This is a genomic window from Paenibacillus sp. MDV22-iso6, assembly GCF_058408365.1.
Genome location: NZ_JBZVDZ010000007.1, coordinates 318,665 through 338,493, shown reverse-complemented (window position 1 = coordinate 338,493; position 19,829 = coordinate 318,665). Strand labels below are relative to the sequence as shown.

The window sequence follows — 19,829 nt, the reverse complement described above, 5'->3', positions numbered from 1 at the left end:
AGCGAAGCGTGCGCCTTTGTCACCGGATTTTCCCTTGAAAAGGGAATTAAAAGAAATCTGGGGACAAGAGTGATCGAAAGGTTTTCTGTAACCGAAGTACTGAGTGAAACTATTCATTAGATCAATTTATGACCAGAAGGGATTGACTTGCGTGAGCGAACAGGAAGAGATGAAATTTGGTTGGTTTTTGCCTACAGCAGGAGACGGAAAATATGTAGGAGTTGCCCCGGAGCGGGAACCGAGTCTGGATTATTTGGTTCAAGTAGCGCAGACAGCGGAGACGGCAGGTTTTGAATTTGTATTGATTCCGACAGGGGGAGCCTGTCTGGATGCGTGGGTTGTGGGTTCGGCTGTCATGAGTCACACGAAAACACTGCGTCCACTTGTGGCCATTCGACCGGGTCTGGTCACCCCTGTATTGGCGGCGCGTATGGGAGCGGCACTGGATCAACTGTCTGGCGGTCGTGCCATGATCAATGTGGTGACAGGCAGTTCGGTTCGGGATTTGGAGGAACTGGGAGATCCACTGGCTCATGCCCATGATGAACGTTATGAACGGGCGAGCGAGTACATGGAAGTGATGAAGCGTTCATGGACACAATCGGCCGGGCTCAATCTGACCGAGTTTGCTGGAAGTGGTGCCATATCGAATCAGGAAGCATCCGAAGACAATTCGGAGTTTAACGGTAAGTATTATAATTTCAAAGGTCCGGTAGGCATGCCTGAAACGGTGCAAAATCCGTATCCGCCGTTCTACTTGGGTGGAAGTTCACCGATTGCGAAACGGGTCGCTGTTGAACACGCAGATACATTCCTCATGTGGGGCGAGCCGCATGACTGGATTCAGGAGCAGATCGAAGAAATTGAAGTCATTCGTGGACAGATCAAAGAGGAAACAGGACAAGATCGCCAGTTGCGTTACGGCATGCGGGCACAAGTACTCATCCGGGATACGGAAGAAGAAGCATGGGCGGCGGCTTGGGAGATTATTAGCAAAGTCCCACCAGAGGCCATCGAGAAAGCCAAGGCTATCTTTGCGGAGACGGATGCGACCAACCAACGCAGACAGAATGAGTTGCGGGAGCTGTCCGAGAAGCAGCAGTTTGTCGTAGGTCCCAACCTGTGGACAGGTTTGTCAGTTGTACGTTCCGGCGGAGCAATCCTCATTGTGGGTACAGCAGAACAGGTCGCAGAACGATTGATGGAATATGGAGATCTGGGCGTGACAACATTTATATTATCCGGGTACCCACATTTGGAAGAAGCCGAAATTTTCGGCCGGACTGTGATGCCCATTATTCGTGAGAAGTGGAAAATAAGACAGAAGAAGCATTCAGTTACTACCAACTAAATAAGTGAAACCTTTTTTACACGGTAACGAAGAGGACAGAAAAAATCTGGAGAAGCGTAGCGTTCGCCTTTATCCCCGGATTTCCACCTTTAATTAAGTGATTTTAAAAAAATCTGGGGATAACAGCGATTGGAAGATGGTTCTGACCGCGTAGTGGTTCAGTGTAAAATCATTGTTTAACTTATATAACATCCTTCAGGAGGTCTTCTTTCATGAGAAAAAAACAAAAATATATCCTGCCCCTTGTCAGTATGCTGGTAATGTCCATCCTGCTGTCTGCCTGCGGCGGCGGGGATAACGCGGCATCAGGAGGGGGCGATTCCTCCGGTTCGGGCAAAGTAACAATCAGCTTCATGCACTGGCGTGGAGAGGATGTGGAAGCACTGAACAAGACGATTGATGCGTTTGAAAAGGAAAATCCAAACATCCATGTGGAAATGCAGACTCTTCCTTCAGACCAATATCAATCCACTGTACAATCCAAAATCAGTGACGGTTCAGTTGGGGATGTATTTGCTTCCTTCCCTGGTGCACAGTTCGAAGCCTTCACCAAAGCCGGATTGTTCACTGATCTGACTGGATCGTCGTTTCTGTCTGCATACAATCCTAAGCTAATTGAAGCAGGCCAGCACGATGGCAAGCAAAATGCAATTCCTTATCAACTCGTATATAACGATCCAATCTACAATGTGAAGTTGTTCAAAAAATATGGATTGACCCCGCCAACGGATTGGGAAGGCTTCCTGGCACTATGCCAGACGCTGAAAGACAACGGCATCATTCCGATTGCATTTGCTGGAGCGGATATTGGTCCAGGCCAATTCATGAATACGATGGTGATGAACAATGCACCGAGTGACGACATTTTTACCAAAGTGGAAGCCGGAGAGGCCAAACTGACGGATGAGTTTTGGGTGAAAACCTTAACTCAGATCAAAGAACTGAACGACAAAGGATACTTCCAGCAGGACGCACTGGGAACGAAAGACCCGGCAGCGGGAGCACTCTTTATCCAGGAGAAAGCAGCCATGCTGGCGAGCGGATCGTATCAGTTGGCACAGAACAAGCTTCAAAATCCGAATCTGGAGCAGAAGCTGCTTGCACCGATTACGGTGAGTGCCGATCAGGCGAAGTATGAAGGCGTTCATACGACGACATTTATGCTTGCGGTGAACAGCAAGTCCAAACACCCCGAAGAAGCGAAGAAGTTCATCGAATTCCTGAGCAATCCGGAAGTGGCTGGCGAATATGCCAACCAGACGGGACAGAATGTAACGGTGAATGATGTGAAGTACGATACACCTGAGCTCCAGGTTGCCGGAGATTGGGCGAGCAAAAAAACCGTGTTCCAGCCACGGTTCACTATCCTGAACGGAGATAATCAGAAAGCAGTAACCAACTCCATTCAGGCTGTACTGAGCGGCACTTCTCCTGAAGAAGCAGCGCAGCAGGCACAGGCGATCATTGATCAGCATATCGGGAAATAAACGATGAAGAACCGTATTCAGCTATCCCTGTTTTTGTTACCCGGGTTGCTGCTGTACGTTGCACTGTTCGTATTTCCTACATTGACGGGGCTGTTCTACTCCTTTACGGATTGGGACGGGGTATCCCCGTCGTATGCATTTGTAGGGCTGGATAATTACAAGGACAGTCTCAGCAGCATCGTATTTCGCAAAGCCTTTGGCAACAACGTCGAGTTCATGTTAACGGTTGTCATTGCGCAAACCTTTATTTCACTTGTTCTGGCGCTGCTTTTGGTACGTAACACAAAGACACGCATCGCGCTCCGGGCGCTCTATTTTCTGCCTGCAATTCTGTCCTCCGTATCGGTGGGTCTGATCTGGGCCTTTATGTACGATCCTTCGATCGGGTTGATTAACTATGGATTGAACGAGGCAGGTATGGGGAGCATCGCCCACAACTGGATTGGTGATCCGAAGATCGCAATCTACTCGATAGCCGCGGTACAAGTCTGGGCACATGCCGGGCAGATGATGATCGTGTTTATAGCAGGTCTGCAAGGCATTCCAGCGGAGCTGTATGAAGCAGCACGTATGGATGGCGGCAGCAAATGGCAGGTATTTCGTACCGTGACCTGGCCGCTGCTTGCACCTTCGGCAACAATTGTCGTGGCCTATACCACGATTCAATCCTTCAAGGCCTTTGATCTCATTTTCACGATGACAGACGGAGGACCGAACTACGCTACTGAAATTTTGACGACATACATCTATCATACCGCCTTTGGCAGCTATTCATTTGGCCTCGCTTCTGCGGGTTCGATGATTTTCCTGGTTCTGCTCGCTTTGCTGACGTTATTGCAGTTCAAGGCGCTGCGTGCCGACCGGGTAAGCTATTAACGATTGGACGGATTGATATGTTCGTGAATAGGTGAGTCGTGAGTATTCTAATTGTTAAACGAATTATTGAACGAGTTCCGGATTTCATTACGTTGAAATGACTTTAGGGCAGAAAACTTGAATGAGAACGATGCCTGAGCAGACCTAAAAGACTTAAAGAAGAAGGGAGGGGGTTCCTATGCTTTTAAAATGGTTCAATCGACTGATCCTATTGGTGTACGCCCTGTTAATTCTTGTGCCGCTGTACTTTGTATTTGTGTCATCGTTTAAAACGAGCAGCAACTTCTTCATCAGTCCATTTAGCTGGCCGGACCCGTTTACATGGGACAATCTCACTGGCATGTTCCGCAACCAGCCGATGTGGCAGTATTTCGGGAACAGTCTGGTCGTAACGCTGGGTACCGTTGCGATTGAGTTGTTGCTCAGCAGCATGATTGCTTATGCCATTGTTCGCTGGGGTGGCAGTGTGGGCAAAATTGTGTTTGCTTTGTTCGTTGCAGGTCTGATCGTTCCTTCCCAAGTGAGCATGCTGCCGATCTATTCTCTGACACGTACGCTCGGATGGTCGGACAGTCTGACAGGACTCATAGTAGTATCAGCAGCGATGCTAATGCCGGTCTCCGTATTTATGCTTACGGGCTTCATGCGTATGCTGAATGCGGAAATACTGGAAGCGGGCAGTATGGATGGAGCAAGCGAGTGGAGGCTCTATACACGGATTGCCCTACCACTCGCCGCACCTTCTCTGGCAGCTACAGCCACGTTCCTGCTCGTTATGGTGTGGAATGATCTGCTCATTCCGATGCTGATGCTCAGCAGTAAGTCCAAGCTGACGTTACCACTCGCACTCATGCAGTTCCGCGGGGAATACGTGACGAACTATCCAATGATGCTCACCGGTGTACTGGTTACAGCCATTCCGATGATCGTGCTGTTCATTCTGCTCCAGCGTTATTTTGTAGCAGGTCTGACAGCGGGTTCACTCAAGGGGTAAGGTATAGGAAGAAGATCAACGGATATGCGTATTTTACATTGATTTCTGGATCATTCTGCATAATAATGGTTTAGTGTCAGAATGACTACATAGAGATCAAGGGAGCTATAAGACATGAGCAAACTGGAAGTATTGCGGAATCCCAAGCAGCGCAAGCTGCTGTTCAGTGCCGGCATGAGCTGGCTGTTTGATGCAATGGAAGTCGGCATGATTTCCTTCATCGTGGCTGCACTCGCCAAGGAATGGAGTCTCAGCCCTGGACAAGTCGGGGTGCTTACGAGTATCAACTCCATCGGTATGGCGCTCGGTGCATTGCTTGCGGGGGCACTTGCGGACCGTTTCGGCCGAAAGGCCATTTTGATGTGGACCCTACTGATCTTTACGATCGCGAGCGGTCTGTCAGCCTTGGCCACCGGATTCGCTGTATTGTGTGTACTGCGTCTGATTGCAGGTATCGGCCTCGGCGGAGAGCTGCCCGTGGCATCTACATTGGTATCGGAGTCGATGCCTACGGCAGAACGTGGACGTGCAGTTGTACTGCTGGAGAGTTTCTGGGCAGGTGGCTGGATTGTATCGGCACTCATTGCCAACTTTGTTATCCCGGAATATGGCTGGAGAATTGCTTTTGCCATTGGTGCCGTTCCAGCGTTCTATGCGCTGTATCTGCGCCGTGCCATTCAGGACCCGCCTCGTTACAAGAACAATACCAAGATTAAGAAAATCACGTTCCGCGAAAAGGTAGCGACGGTCTGGTCGGCACCGCATCGCCGTACAACGTTGATGCTCTGGATCTTGTGGTTTACCGTCATTTTCTCCTATTATGGAATGTTCCTGTGGCTGCCGTCGGTTGTTATGGCAAAAGGTTTTACGCTGGTCAAAAGCTTCCAGTACGTGCTGATTATGACGATCGCGCAGCTGCCAGGTTACTTTACGGCGGCGTATTTCATTGAGCGGTTTGGACGCAAATTTGTACTTGTCGTTTATCTTACATTGACAGCAGTAAGTGCGATTGCTTTTGGACTGGCAACAACGGAAGCGACGATTCTGACCGCAGGTATCTGTCTTTCCTTCTTCAATCTGGGAGCTTGGGGCGGTCTGTACGCGTATAGTCCGGAATTATACCCCACTTCCGTTCGTTCAACAGGTGTGGGTCTTGCCACATCGGTAGGCCGGATTGGGGGCGTGCTTGCTCCATTAATGGTTGGTATGTTGGTTCAGCGTGAGGTTGCAATCAGCCTGATTTTCACGATTTTCTTCGTGACCATCCTTATTGGGGCAGCGGCTGTGCTGTTCCTGGGCCGGGAAACCAAGGGTCTGGAACTGGCTGAATAAATGTCAATAAATACAACGCAACTTTTGTGCGGGTCTGCCTGCCTACGCCTATAACGGGCTGGATAAGCGGCAGAAGGTTGATACAAGAAGAGGCATGACTATGGCGTGACCATGGGCTCATGTCTCTTTTTGCTGTGTTTAGAGTGGATTTTCGCCTGCGCCATCGGTCCGATAGACGTCACTTTTTCTATATCCTATAATGACACTCGGGATGTAGGGCCGTGAGGATTCAGGGGGAAGAAGTGGGATCTGGATTCAGAAAAGTGGAGGTTAATGGAATGATGAAGAACAAAATTGAAATGGATCAAACGTGTGAAATGATTGAAAAGAATATGATGAATGAGAAGAATAAAATGAATGAAAAGCATATGATGAGTGGACAGAATGGCGTGTGTGAAGTAGTACGTGTGACTGATAATGTCGGTATGAATGTAATGTACAGCTATAATGGCAACGATAAGATAAGTGAGATAAACGGGAGATATGATGTGATTGATCTTACTCCTGTTAAAGAGATGAAAGAAATGAAACAGATGAAGATGACGAGCTATATCTACAGCCTAGATGAAGAGTTTAGATTAGATAACGGGGATGAGAGGCTTGATCTGCATGATTTGCACACAAGCACTGGCCACATGGAACCTATTACCATCAGCCGGAAAATCACCCATCGCAGAGGGAGAAAGGCTGGCAAAAGAGCAGGACGAGTCAGTGTGCTTCTCGGTGCCTTCGCAATGGCTCTCGGTCTCACGATGGCAGCTCCGCCTGCCGGAGCACAGAAGCTGGAACAGGGCGTTCGCGGTGAACATGTACTGCAATTGCAGGAGCAATTAAACGAACTGGGGTATTTTAAAGCTGGATTGACGGGGTATTATGGGTCTCTCACCAAAGGCGCTGTCCGTAAGTTCCAACAGGCTCAGGGGCTGAGTGCGGATGGGATTGCAGGCCCGGCAACACTGAACAGACTGAACAAGAAGGCTGCAGCCCAAGGTAACACGCTGCGCCAGCTCGCGAAGCTGATTCATGGGGAAGCACGCGGAGAGTCCTTTGAAGGACAGGTTGCTGTAGGCGCGGTCGTCTTGAACCGAGTCCATTCGAATGCATTCCCTTCATCAATTCCAAAAGTGATTTTCCAAAAAGGGCAGTTCACGGCCATAGACGATGGACAGTTTAATACAAAGCCAACCCAGACTTCCTATCAGGCAGCTCGTAAAGCTTTGAATGGCACTGATCCAACACACGGAGCACTTTATTATTATAATCCGAAAATTGCGACTTCGTTGTGGAGTAAGAGCAGACCAACATTACTGACGATTGGGCAGCATGATTTTACTAGGTGAGTTTAAGTAGAGATAAATAATGTATTATTTGAAATGATAATGATGAACCTCGGCTCTACGCTGCTGAATGCAGACGTGCTACCGGGGTTTCTTTTATATTTTGATTGTGCAGGCGAGGGGATTGGGGAAATCTTCCGTATTATTATGTCCCTCTTTTCAATTGACAGCAAAGAAGGATATTGGAATGGTGTCTGAATATCCTTGAAACCGAATACGATTTTACAAAGTATATATAAAGGAGGATATAATTAGTTGCTATTTATAAATTTGTACTCGGTTACATCCATAGAGGGGAGGACGAATATGCCATTTATTGGGGGAATCATTTTAATCTTTATCCTAGCATTTATTCTATGGTCATTAATGTTCCCGCTATTCAATAAAATAGGTGGTAGACTGCTGAAGAAATACAATAAATTCAAACAAGAGGAGAATGGTGATGGAAAATTCAAAGACGTTTAAAGTAGGGGCTATTGCGGTTGCAGTAGTTATTATTGTGGGAGTGTTACTGGTGACCTTCTTTTTAACACGAATTCCTAATGGATATGTTGGGGTCGTTTATTCACCAAATGGAGGCGTAAAAGATAGTACACTGAGTCAAGGGTGGAAACTAGTTGGAGCGTTTGATAAAGTAACGAAATATCCGATCCGAATTCAAACGGTTGAATACAGAGATATTCAGATTGCTACTTCTGACGGGAAAAACATCACAATCGATTTTGCTTACAACTACCAAGTAGAACCAAGTAAAGTATCTTCTATATTCAATACATTTGGGCCAATTAGCATTCAAGAAATTGAGGATACATATCTCAAAACACGTTTCCGCGACGCAGCTCGTAAAGGTATTTCTAAGTTTACAGTCATTGATGTTTATGGTGAAAAGTCATCCGAGGCAGGAGTGGATGTCCAACAACGTTTTTCTGATGACGTTAAAGAATTAGGCTTTATTGTATCCAACGTTACTGTAGGTGTTCCTCAACCTGACGCTAAGACTCAGGAAGCAATCGATAAGCGTGTGGAAGCCTCTCAAGAACTGGAACGTAAAACGACTGAACTTGAGATCGCCAAGAAAGAAGCAGAACGTAAGCGCGTGGAAGCGCAAGGTAATGCAGACAAACTATTGATTGAAGCAGAGGGTCAAGCTAAAGCCAATAAAGAGCTCCAACAATCATTATCGAGTCAACTCGTTGAATATGAAACAATTAAGAAATGGGATGGAGCCCTTCCATATGTAAGTGGGTCAAATACGCCAATGATTCAATTACCGACTACTAAAGTAGAGCAAAATAGCGGCGCGGGGAGCGTATCTCCCTAATAGCAGTTTAAAATGCACGCCTTACTTTTTCAACAATTTAATCTGTTGAATTCTAATGAACAAGCCAGTCCAATCGTGGGCTGACTTGTTCATTTTTGAGTCTTTTCAAAGGAAACATGAGGGATTTAGTTAAGCCTAGACATTGGATTCACCTGTCCAATCCTGTACAATGAATAACGACAAAAACAATGGTAGATTAAGGATGGATCAGCACGATGAGAATTATTATATCACCAGCTAAAAAGATGAAGATCGATACCGATCTTATGGCTATTGCGCAGATGCCGCAGTTTATAAAAGAGTCAGAAAAGCTGTTGAGTCTGCTTCAAAAGTTATCCTATGACGAACTCAAAGCGATGTGGAAGTGTAACGATGCAATCGCCGAACAGAACGTGGAGCGGATTCGGAATATGAATATAAAAGCAAATCTTACCCCAGCCATCTATGCCTATGAGGGTATTCAGTATCAGTATATGGCGCCAGGTGTTTTTCAAAATGAGGAACTGGCGTATCTTCAGGAGCATTTACGCATATTATCCGGTTTTTATGGCATGTTACGGCCATTGGATGGGGTTACCCCTTATCGGTTGGAGATGCAGGGCAAGTTTCAAGGTCCGGGGTTCAAGTCCCTTTATCAGTTCTGGGGCAGCAAATTGGCAGATCAGCTTCAATCGGAAAGCGACTGTATCCTGAATTTGGCTTCAAAAGAGTATAGCAAAAACATCACGCCTTTTCTGAGCGAGGAAACCCGATTTATCACTTGTGTATTTGGACAAATGGTGGACGGGAAGATTGTTGAAAAGGCAACCCGGGCCAAAATGGCCAGAGGTGAAATGGTACGATATATGGCAGAGCGTAAAATTACAGATGTGAAGGATGTCAGAAGCTTTGATCGGTTGAACTTCGCTTTTTCAGAAGAGTTATCGGATAAGAGTATGTATGTCTTCTTGTATTCAGAGGGTAATAGCCAGTTTTACAACGATGGATTTGATGTACATCTTGCAAGGGAGTTTGTTGTCACGTCTACATTGAACCAACAGGCAATTAGAAAATATTGATCTACACAGCCCTGTCATTGATGGGATGTTCGCGTGAATCAATTTATAAAACACCTGCTAATAAATATTAGTGGGAGTTTTTTTGTTTTAAAGTATAGTTAGCAATCTTAATAATCTTCCATTTGATGATACAATATTAGCTGCCAGGGGTAGATTTGTTTGAGAATCGGACTCTTGCTAAAGCTCCCAGTTCAATCAAAAAGAGGAAAAGATAAATTACAATTGTGTTGAGGTCATTCGTTTCGTGGCTAAGCATCAAAAAAATGGGATAACGAAAACCTATCCTTTACCTACACAGAATTTCAAACAGATGTACTTGCCATAATTCAGTTGTCAGATGAGTAACTCTACGTAACAAAAAATCTGAATAAATTGTTAATTTCGCCCCTGTAGTCACTAAAAGCGATTATAATTAAATTTATGTTCAAGTCGATTACCTATCCTAATTTAATAGGATAATCATACGCAAAAAGGCATAGTGATGATTCCCCTATGCTATAAGGGTTATAGAGTTTTCGAATACACACTTATGTATAAGAGGAGGCGAATGATATAACGATAATGCCTGTTATGGTAATGATCTTTGTATTTGTACCTACCATTGTACTCATGGTAAGCATGCCTTATTTAACAAGAGAGACGATTAGTTTTGGGGTCACCGTCAGCGCTGCACAATTCCACAGTGAGCCTCTGCGCCAGATGCGGAAGTCATATGCTAGGATTAGTGCTACCTTACATACCATCCTATTCATTGTTTGCATCATCTGCCTAATATACGTTGAACATTCCAAGCAACAAAGTTGGATCATTGTCACTTATTCACTCGCCATGGTCGTAATCTCCCTAGTCATAAACATTAGCTATCATTTCAAAATGAAAAGTTTACTACCTATGCTGCCTATTGCTCCGGAACCGTCGATCATGGCAGTGGACACTGAATTTCGGGAAAGAAACATTGGCTTGTCTAGTAATTGGTTCCTCATTCATTTTTTAATTATTGGTGTTAGTATTCTAACTGTGCTACGCAACTACGATCTTATTCCTGATCAGATTCCGATCCATTTCAACAGCAGTTGGAACGTAGACCGCTATGCAGCTAAATCTTATAGTTCTGTGTTTATGCCTACGCTCATGCAAGTGTTCATAACACTTTTGTTCATATTTGAGAATTGGAGTATTCGCAGAGTGAAGCATCAAGTTCAACCCACTGATCCTAACCGTTCCATCAGACAAGACGTAACATTCCGCCGTACTTGGTCATATTTTATGATTACAGCAAGCTTCTTAATAGTTATCCTGTTTTCCGTTGTGCAACTAAACATGATATCTCTGCTTAACATCAATTTCGCTATCCCCATTATCCTAATTATAATAGCTTTTATCATCCTATACGCCTTCGCCTTATCGTTCTGGGCTGGTCAGGGCGGAAGCCGCTTGGAGCGGTCTGACGATTCCTCCAATGTCAGACCTGTCCATGATGATGATAAATGGCTATTAGGTATGATTTATTTCAATCGCAAAGATCCAAACCTAATGGTCGAGAAAAGGTTCGGAGTCGGCTGGGGATTAAATTTCGGTCACCCAGTAAGCTGGCTGACTTGTCTCGGAATTATTGTACTGTTAGTTGTGGTGCGGTAACAAGGCTTGGAGGTTAATACTCAGCGGAGTATTCTAGCTTTCAACAAATAAATATTATCGCTTCAAAATTAGACGCCATTCACATTAGACAAGAGCAGTTGAGAGGTGGGAAAACGAAAATCCACTTCCTTGATTAACAATTAAAAGGAGAATCGGCATTAGATAACATAATATTCAAGCAGCGGTTCCTTAGGGAAAATGGTCTGCTGGATGGATTTCGAAGATGATATTTCGGCAGACACATCCGACTAGATAGAGGATAATCCACTTTATTAATATAGCGGTTGGGATGTCCCACTTGTCACGTTCGCAGTTATACTAGCGGATTTCCCGCTAAATTATCATCTCACCTCATCCCCTGAGTTACAATATCCCTGAGGTGACCGTACCATGAAGGATAACATGTCAAACTTGATCGAGGATTTGTTTCACGGAAACCTGCGGTTGGACGAGTCGATTCATCCTGAGCATCCCGAGTATCAGGAGATCAATCGCCGCATATCGGACCTGATGCAGAACTATAAGACACAGCATACGGAGAACGAATATGATGCATTGGAAGAATTGGTAGACTTAATCGGGCAATCGACGTCCATGTACGTGGAAGCAGCATTTGAGCAAGGTTTCCGCACAGGCGGTAGGCTGATGATCGAGGTTTTGTGCAGAGCATGAGCGCAAACGATTAACCCAACCTATACGCGCGCAGGGCAGATGTAACCTTTCAAAACCAGCCCTAAAATATTGAAAAACATAAGCAACTAGCATTAACTGTTGGTTGCCCGATCATTCAAACCCCAAAATCCCCTTCTCCATTACCACCGATCAGGCTGGCATGGAAAGGGGGTTTTGTGTTTAATCCCGCACTTATTACCTACACCTGTCTAACTACAACCTACCGCGCACCAATATTCGTACCTGAAGGCGTACCCGACCCAATCAGATCACTGCCAGTGGCAAGCTTCAGGAAGTCGCCCAGGACAGGCGTTCCATCCGCGCTGCGTGTCACCGAAGGTACGAGGGAGACAAAGTCGGCTGCGCTGGCGAGCAGGCCTTTGTCGTTCACGCTCTTCTTGTTTTTCCACCAGACGTTGGTGCTGCTGACGTCGGTTCCGCTGGTTTTGTCGCTGGCGCCGCCTTCGAAGGACAGGTTGTTGGTGAAGATATGTGAGCCTACATCAAAGGCAAAGTTACTTTGACCATTTTGCCAGGAAGTATTGTTTTTCATCTGAATGGAACCAGGATTGCTGTTATAGGTGAAGCCGTGCTTTTTATTTTGAAAAGCAATGCTGTTCTCGACAATATGATTCACCGCGATTTTCTCGCCGCCCAGCTTGAAGCCGTTACCGTCACTATTGGAGGTGGATGTACCATCCGAAGTCTGCCCATTGTGATGGGAGATGCTGTTGCGGATCGTAACAACGCCAATGGCGCCTGTATCTGTTTTGCTGTACAGATCCCAGCCATCGTCTACATTATAGGCAGCGATACAACCGTCGAACAGGTTACCTGGGCCTACCGTCAATTTGGCGGCAAAACCGTCTGCATCTTCTCCGTCATCCGGATCATAGTTATCATGGGAATAGGAGCGAATAATCTCGTTATAGGCAGGCCATTCGCTGTTTGCCGCAGTAGAGGCATAACGTCCGAGCTGGATGCCAGTATCCCGGTTATGATGAGCTTCAATCTGTTCCAGACGGTTGTAACTGCCCCCGATAAAGATACCGTTGTCGCCCGCACCTTTCACTTCAAGCCCTTTGACGAGCCAGTAGTCTCCGAACATTTGCAGCCCGCGATTGGTGGAAGCGAAGGCTTGGGCGGAGAAATCAAAGACAGGCTTTTCCGATCCGTACGCCACCAGATTTTTGCGTTGTCCCGATGTACCACTATTGCCTCTTTCAATCGTAACCGTTTCCGAGAAGCTGTATGTGCCACCGCGCAGATATATCGTTTTGCCCGGTGCGATTTGTGTCAGCGCGTTAGCCAGTGACGTAGGACTTGCGAGGGTTCCGGGATTGCTAGCCGAGCCGCCAGGAGCGACATATAGATCACCTGCAGCGAGTGCGATACTGGAGACAGCCACAGAATCAGAGGGATTTTGCAGTCCGCTATCGATCAATTCCGCCGCACCAGCCGATCCACCGCCGAGCAATAATAGAGGGAACGCGGCACTTAGGCAGATGTGAGTCAATTTTGATTTCAGCGAACGTTGGGAAGATGCATGAACTGAAGTAATAGGGAATAATTTCATTAAGCAAACCTCCTTAGTAATTGGGAAATGAAGTCCTAGAGGACACAGGTTCATGGTAAATGTTGTAAACGTTATCATCAATAATCATTTGATCAGATGGACTCAACCTGCTGACAAGCCTCGTATAACTGGTCGAAAATGGAAATTTATGTTAGTAGCGCATAATCCTGCGCTCAGTTCATGTCCCTCATTTAACAGGGGATCATCTGAAATTAACGTAGAAAAAGCCCCTTTTCCTAGCAAATATCATGATCCATACCTCCGATCCGCCGAAATCAACTTTATAAATATTTAAAATAGAAGGCCCTCACGTGATCAGCTCACAGGCTGCTCAGGTTGAAACGCCAAATACCCCCGATAGCAGCTGCGCAAGCAGTCTTTGCTACCGAGGGTTAATTAACGAACCTATACGTTTCTATATAACATGTCCTTTACCTTAAAATACGCCTTAACTAAACCAGCCAGTGCTTAATATGGATCTGCTTCATGACTGCGCTTGGCGGCCTGTTCCACTGTGGGCTCATGCTTGGGCTGAACCGTGGAACTGTCATCCGTTGAGACGGCGGATAATCCTTCCGCTACCCGGCGTCCATAATCAGCATCCGCTTGTGTGAAATGGGAGATCATGCGCTCGCGGATATCCGGTTTGCATGTGGCTAAAGCATCGACCAGATTGCTGATCAGCTCGTCTCGCTCCCAATCTTCAAACGAACGGTAGGTATCCCCGGCTTGTCCGAAGTCATTGGTACGCTCAATTTTTTCACGAACAAGACGACCCTCAATAAGAGGTTCATGTTCCTTGCCGCGTGGAGTTGCTTCCTTTAAGCCACCCAACGAGGAAGGTTCATAGTTGACATGTGGATTCTGCCCCGGTGCACGATCGACTTGATACTGCATCTGACCGCCGCTTTGATTCGTTGCAACCCGGTTCTTTGGTGCATTCACAGGCAATTGCAGATAGTTCGCACCCACCCGGTGACGCTGGGTATCCGAGTAGGAGAAGGTGCGCCCTTGCAGCAGTTTGTCATCCGAGAAATCCAGTCCGTCCACCAGCACACCTGTGCCAAACGCTGCTTGTTCCACTTCATTGAAGTAGTCTTCGGGATTGCGGTTTAGCGTCATTTTCCCAACAGGCAAAAATGGAAACTGCTCTGGCGGCCACAGTTTGGTCGGGTCCAGCGGATCAAAATCCAGTTCGGGATGCTCGCCGTCCTCCATAACCTGAACGCACAATTCCCATTCCGGATAATCTCCTTGTTCAATGGCGTGATAGAGGTCGAGCGTGGCATGGTTAAAGTTCTGCCCCTGAATATCGCTGGCGTCCTTCTGGAGAAGGTTGCGTATCCCTTGATTGAGCGGTTCCCAGTGATATTTAATGAGCACACCTGTGCCTTCCTGATTCACCCATTTGTATGTATTGACGCCCGACCCCTGCATCTGTCGATAGTTGGCCGGAATTCCCCAAGGGGAGAAGAGAAACGTAATCATATGGGTGGCTTCGGGACTAAGGGAAACGAAATCGAAAAACCGTTCCATATCCTGTGCATTGGTCAACGGGTCCGGCTTGAAGGCATGTACCATGTCCGGGAACTTGAGTGGGTCACGAATGAAAAAGATTTTCAGATTGTTGCCCACCAGATCCCAGTTGCCGTCCTCGGTATAGAATTTCACAGCAAATCCGCGCGGGTCCCGAAGCGTCTCCGGTGAATGCCCACCATGAATAACCGTAGAGAAGCGAACGAATACGGGCGTTTCTTTGCCTTTTTCCTGAAACAGACGTGCACGTGTGTATTTCGATACCGGTTCGTCCCCGGCCGTTCCATAAGCCTGGAATACGCCATGAGCGCCAGCGCCGCGGGCATGGACAACCCTTTCCGGTGTACGTTCACGGTCAAAATGAGTGATCTTTTCGAGAAAATGATAATTCTCCAGCGTAGTCGGTCCCCGACTGCCGACGGTTCGAACATTCTGATTGTCCGTGATGGGATGGCCTTGCCGATCCGTTAATGTCTCGGGTGCCTTGTCTGAGGAATGCTCAGGTTGTGAAGACTGATGATTCATGGAGCACCGCCTTTCCTTATGATGGATTCAAATATATATTTTCCCTGCAAAGCGGTTCTATACATCGTTTCCATTAAAAAAAGCTTGTCACCCACCTCATGGCGTGGGATAATTAACTTTTGCCCTATGGACGGTTTTTAGATAAAAATGCACCACTTATAGAAGAATGGAGGCTGACTTAGGATTGTCTACACAACGTTATCCTTTTGCATATGATCCGGCTGAACCTTTTGTATCCCGTCTCGGGGAATGGGTTGCCGATGTTTTTTACGATATTTTGCCTGAGTCTGGCTTCGAGGTACGGGATGAACAGATTTTTATGGCGTACCAGCTCGAACGGGCCTATGGAGATAAAAAGACCATTATGGCTGAGGCTGGTGTGGGGACAGGCAAGACACTAGTCTATCTGCTCTACGCGGTCTGTTATGCACGTTATACGGGTAAACCGGCGGTGATTGCCTGTGCTGATGAGTCCTTGATTGAACAGCTTGTGAAGCCCGGCGGAGATATTGCGAAGCTGGCTGCACATCTGGACTTGGAAGTGGATGCACGTCTGGGAAAATCACCTGACCAATACGTCTGTCTGAATAAATTAAGTGCGATGAGATTTGCGGACGAGGATGCGCAGGTGATCGAAGAGGTGCATGAGAGCCTTCCGGATTTTGTGAATACGCCGGGTACGCTTCAGGCCTTCCATCCGTATGGTGACCGTAAACAGTATCCACATCTGAATGATCGCCAGTGGAATAAAATTAACTGGGACCCGTTCCAGGATTGCTTCGTTTGTCCCAAACGTCAACGCTGTGGTCTGACGTTATCACGTGACCACTACCGCCGTTCCAAGGACATCATCATCTGTTCCCATGATTACTATATGGAGCATGTGTGGACCTATGAAGCGCGCAAACGCGAGGGACAATTGCCATTGCTGCCTGATCACAGCTCGGTTGTATTTGATGAAGGACATTTGCTGGAAGAAGCGGCCCTGAACGCACTGAGCTACAAATTGAAACACCGCATCTTCGAGGAACTCGTCACTCGCCTGCTTGAAGGTGAGATTCGTGAATCCCTCGCCGAGCGTGTGGATGAAGCGATAGAGAGCAGTGAGCGACTGTTCGCGTTGCTGGATACGTATACGGTAGCCATTCCCGGATCGGAACGGAAAGAAGTGCGGGTAGAACCGCCGTTGCTGCGGGAGATTGAACGACTGACCAGCGTATTGGATGCGATCGGCGAAGAATTGGTATTTGAGAGCGGATTGTTCTCGCTGGACGGCTATCAGATGCGTGTAGTGGAAGAACATCTGGACATGATTCAGTCTGCCCTTGCGTTGTTCCGTAAGGAAGATGGGTACATCTGCTGGGCTGAACAGAGCGATGACGAGACAACCTTATCGATCATGCCGCGTACCGTGAAGGAAATTCTGAACGAGCGTGTGTTCAACACAGGCATTCCGATTGTCTTCTCATCCGCAACGTTATCTGTGGATAATTCATTCCGTTATGTGGCAGACAGTCTGGGGATTGATGATTTTGTATCGTTCTCCGTGGCTTCTCCATATGACTATGCGGACAAAATGCAGATGAAGATTACAGATGAAACCGTACCTGGTCACCCGGAAAATGAAAATCGGTTGCGTGACGCCGTAACGTTGCTTCAGGAGAGTGGGGGTCGTGCCCTTATTCTGTTCCGTACGATGGAAGAGCTGCGTGCATTCAAGCAGGACATTGTTCATGTCCCTGAGGCTCAAGGGTTACGCTTTATGTATGAGGGAGATCGGGAGATTAGTGACCTGATTGCCGCTTTCCAGGAGGATGAGGAGAGTGTACTGTGCTCCGTCAATCTGTGGGAAGGTCTGGACGTTCCAGGACCGTCATTATCCAATGTCATGATCTGGTCGCTCCCGTATCCACCACAGGACCCTGTATTTAATGCAAAACGCACAGCGTCTGCTGCACCTTATGAAGAGATCGATCTTCCATACATGTTGCTGCGCGTGAAGCAAGGTCTGGGACGTTTGATTCGGACCAGCAGTGATTCAGGTACCGCCGCGATTCTCGATGAATCGTTATACAGCAAAAAGGAAGCCAAAGACCGCATTGCGGCTCTGCTTCCCGAAGGTGTAGAATGGACAACCCTGACACACTAGTTCTATATTTAGAATATTTAACTTAACTGGCTCCTTTCCAGAATAAGTACTTGTACGCTACGGATTCAACGTCCAGCTGTGATCAAGCGCTCATTTTGGAGGGGAGTCTTTAACTTGTGTAAGAGTTTTTCTTTGTTAAAAAATACCCATGCTCAAATACCGTTCCCCGGTATCGGGCGCAATGCAGAGCACTCGGTGACCCGGCCCCAGTTCCCGCGCGATGCGCAGGGAGGCCCACACCGAAGCGCCAGAGGAAGGGCCGAGTAGCAGCCCTTCCCGGGCAGCAAGCTGCCGCATCGTATCCAGTGCATCCTCATCGGACACCTGGATAATGGCATCCCACACGTCGGTATTCAGAATGTCCGGAATGAACCCCGGACTTGTACCGACGAGCTTGTGGGGTCCGGGCTCGCCGCCGGACAGCACAGGAGAACCTTTCGGCTCTACCGCATAGATACGAATGTCCGGCAGCTGCTTACGCAGTTCTTCTCCCGTTCCGGTGATCGTACCGCCTGTTCCCGCCGTGGCGATAAAGGCGTCCAGCTTGCCTTCCATCTGCTGCATAATTTCGGGAGCCGTGGTGATCCGGTGGATGTCCGGGTTCGCTTGATTCTCGAATTGCTGGGGAATGAAACTTCCCGGAATGTCGGCCTGAAGTTCTTTGGCCTTGCGAATCGCGCCAGGCATCCGTTCCGCAGCAGGGGTAAGTACGACATCTGCACCATAGGCTTTCAGGATGTTGATGCGTTCCTTGGACATGTTGTCCGGCATGATCAGAATGGCCTTATATCCCTTGGCAGCAGCATTCATCGCAAGACCGATGCCGGTATTGCCGCTGGTCGGTTCGATAATGGTTGCGCCGGGAAGCAGCACTCCTGCCCGTTCAGCCTGAACGATCAGGTTATAGGCGGCACGGTCTTTGACGCTGCCGCTGGGGTTGAAATATTCCAGCTTAACGTATACGTCAGCGGAATCGCTGCCTGTAAGTCGGTTCAGTCTGACGGCAGGTGTCTGGCCGATCAGTTCGGTAACATCTGCGGCAATGCCTGTATGTGCGGGTTTTTGATTTTTAATTAAATGCGAATTCAAGTCCATGAAGTACAACTCCTTGATTGATAAGACGTTGAAAGCAATTCCAATGAACAAGTCTGTCCGCCGTTAATGGCAGGCAGGCTTGTTGCTTATAGGAATCCATTTTCATTGCAAGTCTGAACGGAATGTACAGACATGTCTATTCCATCTTAATGAACGCAGCCTCCTGGGGTCAACCTGTTTCGATTAGGCAGAAGGGTGAGGATTCTGAGGAGTAAGCGAACTAAGTGGACTAAGAGTTGTGAATTCAAACGATGACGGGTACATTAAGCAGATGAATCAGCTATAACGGCTGGGTCAAGTCCATATCCAGATGCCGACTAAGCTCTTTTTTGACTTCATTCCGTGCGAACGTCCACAGCATATAGAACCGCTGTAAATATCCTCTGCACAGATACTGGGTTTCGATTCCATCAACTTGCCGTTTCTCCTCCAGAACCTTGACGCCACGAGTTCTCATCTGTTTGCGAAGCGTCAGCATTTCCTTAAGTACATCATTTTGAATGCGGGTTAGAGACAGAATGTACACCTCTGGCATTTTGAGCTGCAACGTATCCAGTGTGCGAATATCCCGTTCAAGCACATCCAGCAGCAGAGTGCGTACAACCATGCTTTTAATCAATCGGTGGTCTTCATCCGCAGGGGATGGGGCGGAAGGGGATGATGACATACTTTCACTTCCTTAACCTTGAATTCGGACATGTTCTTATTTACAGAACGTATGTTCTTATATTATAATCAATATATGCAATGCTGATACACAATACAACCGAGAAATATTGGAAGTAGCCCATATTCGGTTTATGCTGAGATTTAAGGTGTTGAAATAGGGACAAGCCTTCTCCAAAATAAGGTATAATTTTTGGGTTTTGCAGGAAACCTAAG

At 47.2% G+C, this 19,829-nt stretch carries 16 protein-coding genes and 1 pseudogene; 13 read left to right on the top strand and 4 right to left on the bottom strand.

Annotation, left to right across the window (positions count from 1 at the left end; genetic code table 11):
* Positions 1-169 precede the first annotated feature (169 nt).
* The 12 genes from AC4PM4_RS21120 to AC4PM4_RS21065 all read left to right on the top strand — a co-directional run bounded on the left by AC4PM4_RS21120 (position 170) and on the right by AC4PM4_RS21065 (position 12,066).
* Positions 170-1,351, top strand: coding sequence for an LLM class flavin-dependent oxidoreductase (locus tag AC4PM4_RS21120; protein WP_491614538.1), 1,182 nt, complete (start codon positions 170-172; stop codon positions 1,349-1,351).
* 212 nt (positions 1,352-1,563) lie between these two features.
* A complete protein-coding gene (locus tag AC4PM4_RS21115) occupies positions 1,564-2,838 on the top strand; it encodes an ABC transporter substrate-binding protein (protein WP_491614496.1) in 1,275 nt (424 codons plus the stop codon).
* 3 nt (positions 2,839-2,841) lie between these two features.
* On the top strand, positions 2,842-3,714 hold the full coding sequence (locus AC4PM4_RS21110; RefSeq protein ID WP_175480658.1) for a carbohydrate ABC transporter permease: 873 nt from the start codon (positions 2,842-2,844) through the stop codon (positions 3,712-3,714).
* 178 nt (positions 3,715-3,892) lie between these two features.
* On the top strand, positions 3,893-4,708 hold the full coding sequence (locus AC4PM4_RS21105; protein ID WP_072735337.1) for a carbohydrate ABC transporter permease: 816 nt from the start codon (positions 3,893-3,895) through the stop codon (positions 4,706-4,708).
* Positions 4,709-4,822: 114 nt separating this feature from the next.
* A complete protein-coding gene (locus tag AC4PM4_RS21100) occupies positions 4,823-6,040 on the top strand; it encodes an MFS transporter (RefSeq protein ID WP_063565627.1) in 1,218 nt (405 codons plus the stop codon).
* Positions 6,041-6,318: 278 nt separating this feature from the next.
* Entirely contained in the window at positions 6,319-7,380 is a 1,062-nt protein-coding gene (locus AC4PM4_RS21095) for a cell wall hydrolase (RefSeq protein ID WP_244552222.1), read from the top strand.
* A gap of 33 nt (positions 7,381-7,413) precedes the next feature.
* A complete protein-coding gene (locus AC4PM4_RS21090; protein WP_491614495.1) occupies positions 7,414-7,575 on the top strand; it encodes a hypothetical protein in 162 nt (53 codons plus the stop codon).
* 108 nt (positions 7,576-7,683) lie between these two features.
* Complete coding sequence (locus AC4PM4_RS21085) at positions 7,684-7,842, top strand: DUF8570 family protein (RefSeq protein WP_449007225.1); 159 nt, start codon at positions 7,684-7,686, stop codon at positions 7,840-7,842.
* Positions 7,820-8,698 carry an SPFH domain-containing protein gene (locus AC4PM4_RS21080; protein ID WP_083678799.1) on the top strand — a complete coding sequence of 293 codons (879 nt, stop codon included), beginning with the start codon at positions 7,820-7,822 and terminating at the stop codon, positions 8,696-8,698. The genes AC4PM4_RS21085 and AC4PM4_RS21080 overlap by 23 nt, the downstream gene beginning before the upstream one ends.
* 215 nt (positions 8,699-8,913) lie before the next feature.
* Positions 8,914-9,756, top strand: coding sequence for a peroxide stress protein YaaA (yaaA, locus tag AC4PM4_RS21075; RefSeq protein WP_491614494.1), 843 nt, complete (start codon positions 8,914-8,916; stop codon positions 9,754-9,756).
* 576 nt (positions 9,757-10,332) lie between these two features.
* Positions 10,333-11,394: a DUF1648 domain-containing protein gene (locus AC4PM4_RS21070; RefSeq protein ID WP_491614493.1), complete on the top strand. Its 1,062-nt coding sequence runs from the start codon at positions 10,333-10,335 to the stop codon at positions 11,392-11,394.
* Between the two features lie 390 nt (positions 11,395-11,784).
* Positions 11,785-12,066 (top strand): DUF6809 family protein, encoded by a 282-nt coding sequence (locus AC4PM4_RS21065; RefSeq protein WP_090810723.1) that lies wholly within the window; start codon positions 11,785-11,787, stop codon positions 12,064-12,066.
* A gap of 220 nt (positions 12,067-12,286) precedes the next feature.
* Here the strand turns inward: AC4PM4_RS21065 and AC4PM4_RS21060 are convergent, their stop codons facing one another.
* Together AC4PM4_RS21060 and AC4PM4_RS21055 are read right to left on the bottom strand one after the other, a co-directional pair.
* Entirely contained in the window at positions 12,287-13,642 is a 1,356-nt protein-coding gene (locus AC4PM4_RS21060) for a right-handed parallel beta-helix repeat-containing protein (RefSeq protein WP_491614492.1), read from the bottom strand.
* Between the two features lie 561 nt (positions 13,643-14,203).
* Positions 14,204-15,703: pseudogene (locus AC4PM4_RS21055) on the bottom strand (catalase); the annotation flags it as partial.
* A 166-nt stretch (positions 15,704-15,869) separates the two neighbouring features.
* Between AC4PM4_RS21055 and AC4PM4_RS21050 the strand changes: the two are divergent.
* A complete protein-coding gene (locus tag AC4PM4_RS21050; protein WP_072735323.1) occupies positions 15,870-17,852 on the top strand; it encodes an ATP-dependent DNA helicase in 1,983 nt (660 codons plus the stop codon).
* 135 nt (positions 17,853-17,987) lie between these two features.
* Here the strand turns inward: AC4PM4_RS21050 and cysK are convergent, their stop codons facing one another.
* Together cysK and AC4PM4_RS21040 are read right to left on the bottom strand one after the other, a co-directional pair.
* On the bottom strand, positions 17,988-18,947 hold the full coding sequence (gene cysK / locus AC4PM4_RS21045) for a cysteine synthase A (protein WP_491614490.1): 960 nt from the start codon (positions 18,945-18,947) through the stop codon (positions 17,988-17,990).
* 280 nt (positions 18,948-19,227) lie between these two features.
* Positions 19,228-19,614, bottom strand: coding sequence for a YhjD family protein (locus AC4PM4_RS21040; protein WP_064636668.1), 387 nt, complete (start codon positions 19,612-19,614; stop codon positions 19,228-19,230).
* Between the last annotated feature and the right edge of the window lie 215 nt (positions 19,615-19,829).

Coding starts and splice junctions, on each gene's coding strand:
- AC4PM4_RS21120 (WP_491614538.1), top strand. CDS start 170: ATGAAATTTGGTTGGTTTTTGCCTACAGCAGGAGACGGAAAATATGTA.
- AC4PM4_RS21115 (WP_491614496.1), top strand. CDS start 1,564: ATGAGAAAAAAACAAAAATATATCCTGCCCCTTGTCAGTATGCTGGTA.
- AC4PM4_RS21110 (WP_175480658.1), top strand. CDS start 2,842: ATGAAGAACCGTATTCAGCTATCCCTGTTTTTGTTACCCGGGTTGCTG.
- AC4PM4_RS21105 (WP_072735337.1), top strand. CDS start 3,893: ATGCTTTTAAAATGGTTCAATCGACTGATCCTATTGGTGTACGCCCTG.
- AC4PM4_RS21100 (WP_063565627.1), top strand. CDS start 4,823: ATGAGCAAACTGGAAGTATTGCGGAATCCCAAGCAGCGCAAGCTGCTG.
- AC4PM4_RS21095 (WP_244552222.1), top strand. CDS start 6,319: ATGATGAAGAACAAAATTGAAATGGATCAAACGTGTGAAATGATTGAA.
- AC4PM4_RS21090 (WP_491614495.1), top strand. CDS start 7,414: ATGATAATGATGAACCTCGGCTCTACGCTGCTGAATGCAGACGTGCTA.
- AC4PM4_RS21085 (WP_449007225.1), top strand. CDS start 7,684: ATGCCATTTATTGGGGGAATCATTTTAATCTTTATCCTAGCATTTATT.
- AC4PM4_RS21080 (WP_083678799.1), top strand. CDS start 7,820: ATGGAAAATTCAAAGACGTTTAAAGTAGGGGCTATTGCGGTTGCAGTA.
- yaaA (WP_491614494.1), top strand. CDS start 8,914: ATGAGAATTATTATATCACCAGCTAAAAAGATGAAGATCGATACCGAT.
- AC4PM4_RS21070 (WP_491614493.1), top strand. CDS start 10,333: ATGATCTTTGTATTTGTACCTACCATTGTACTCATGGTAAGCATGCCT.
- AC4PM4_RS21065 (WP_090810723.1), top strand. CDS start 11,785: ATGAAGGATAACATGTCAAACTTGATCGAGGATTTGTTTCACGGAAAC.
- AC4PM4_RS21060 (WP_491614492.1), bottom strand. CDS start 13,642: ATGAAATTATTCCCTATTACTTCAGTTCATGCATCTTCCCAACGTTCG.
- AC4PM4_RS21050 (WP_072735323.1), top strand. CDS start 15,870: ATGGAGGCTGACTTAGGATTGTCTACACAACGTTATCCTTTTGCATAT.
- cysK (WP_491614490.1), bottom strand. CDS start 18,947: ATGGACTTGAATTCGCATTTAATTAAAAATCAAAAACCCGCACATACA.
- AC4PM4_RS21040 (WP_064636668.1), bottom strand. CDS start 19,614: ATGTCATCATCCCCTTCCGCCCCATCCCCTGCGGATGAAGACCACCGA.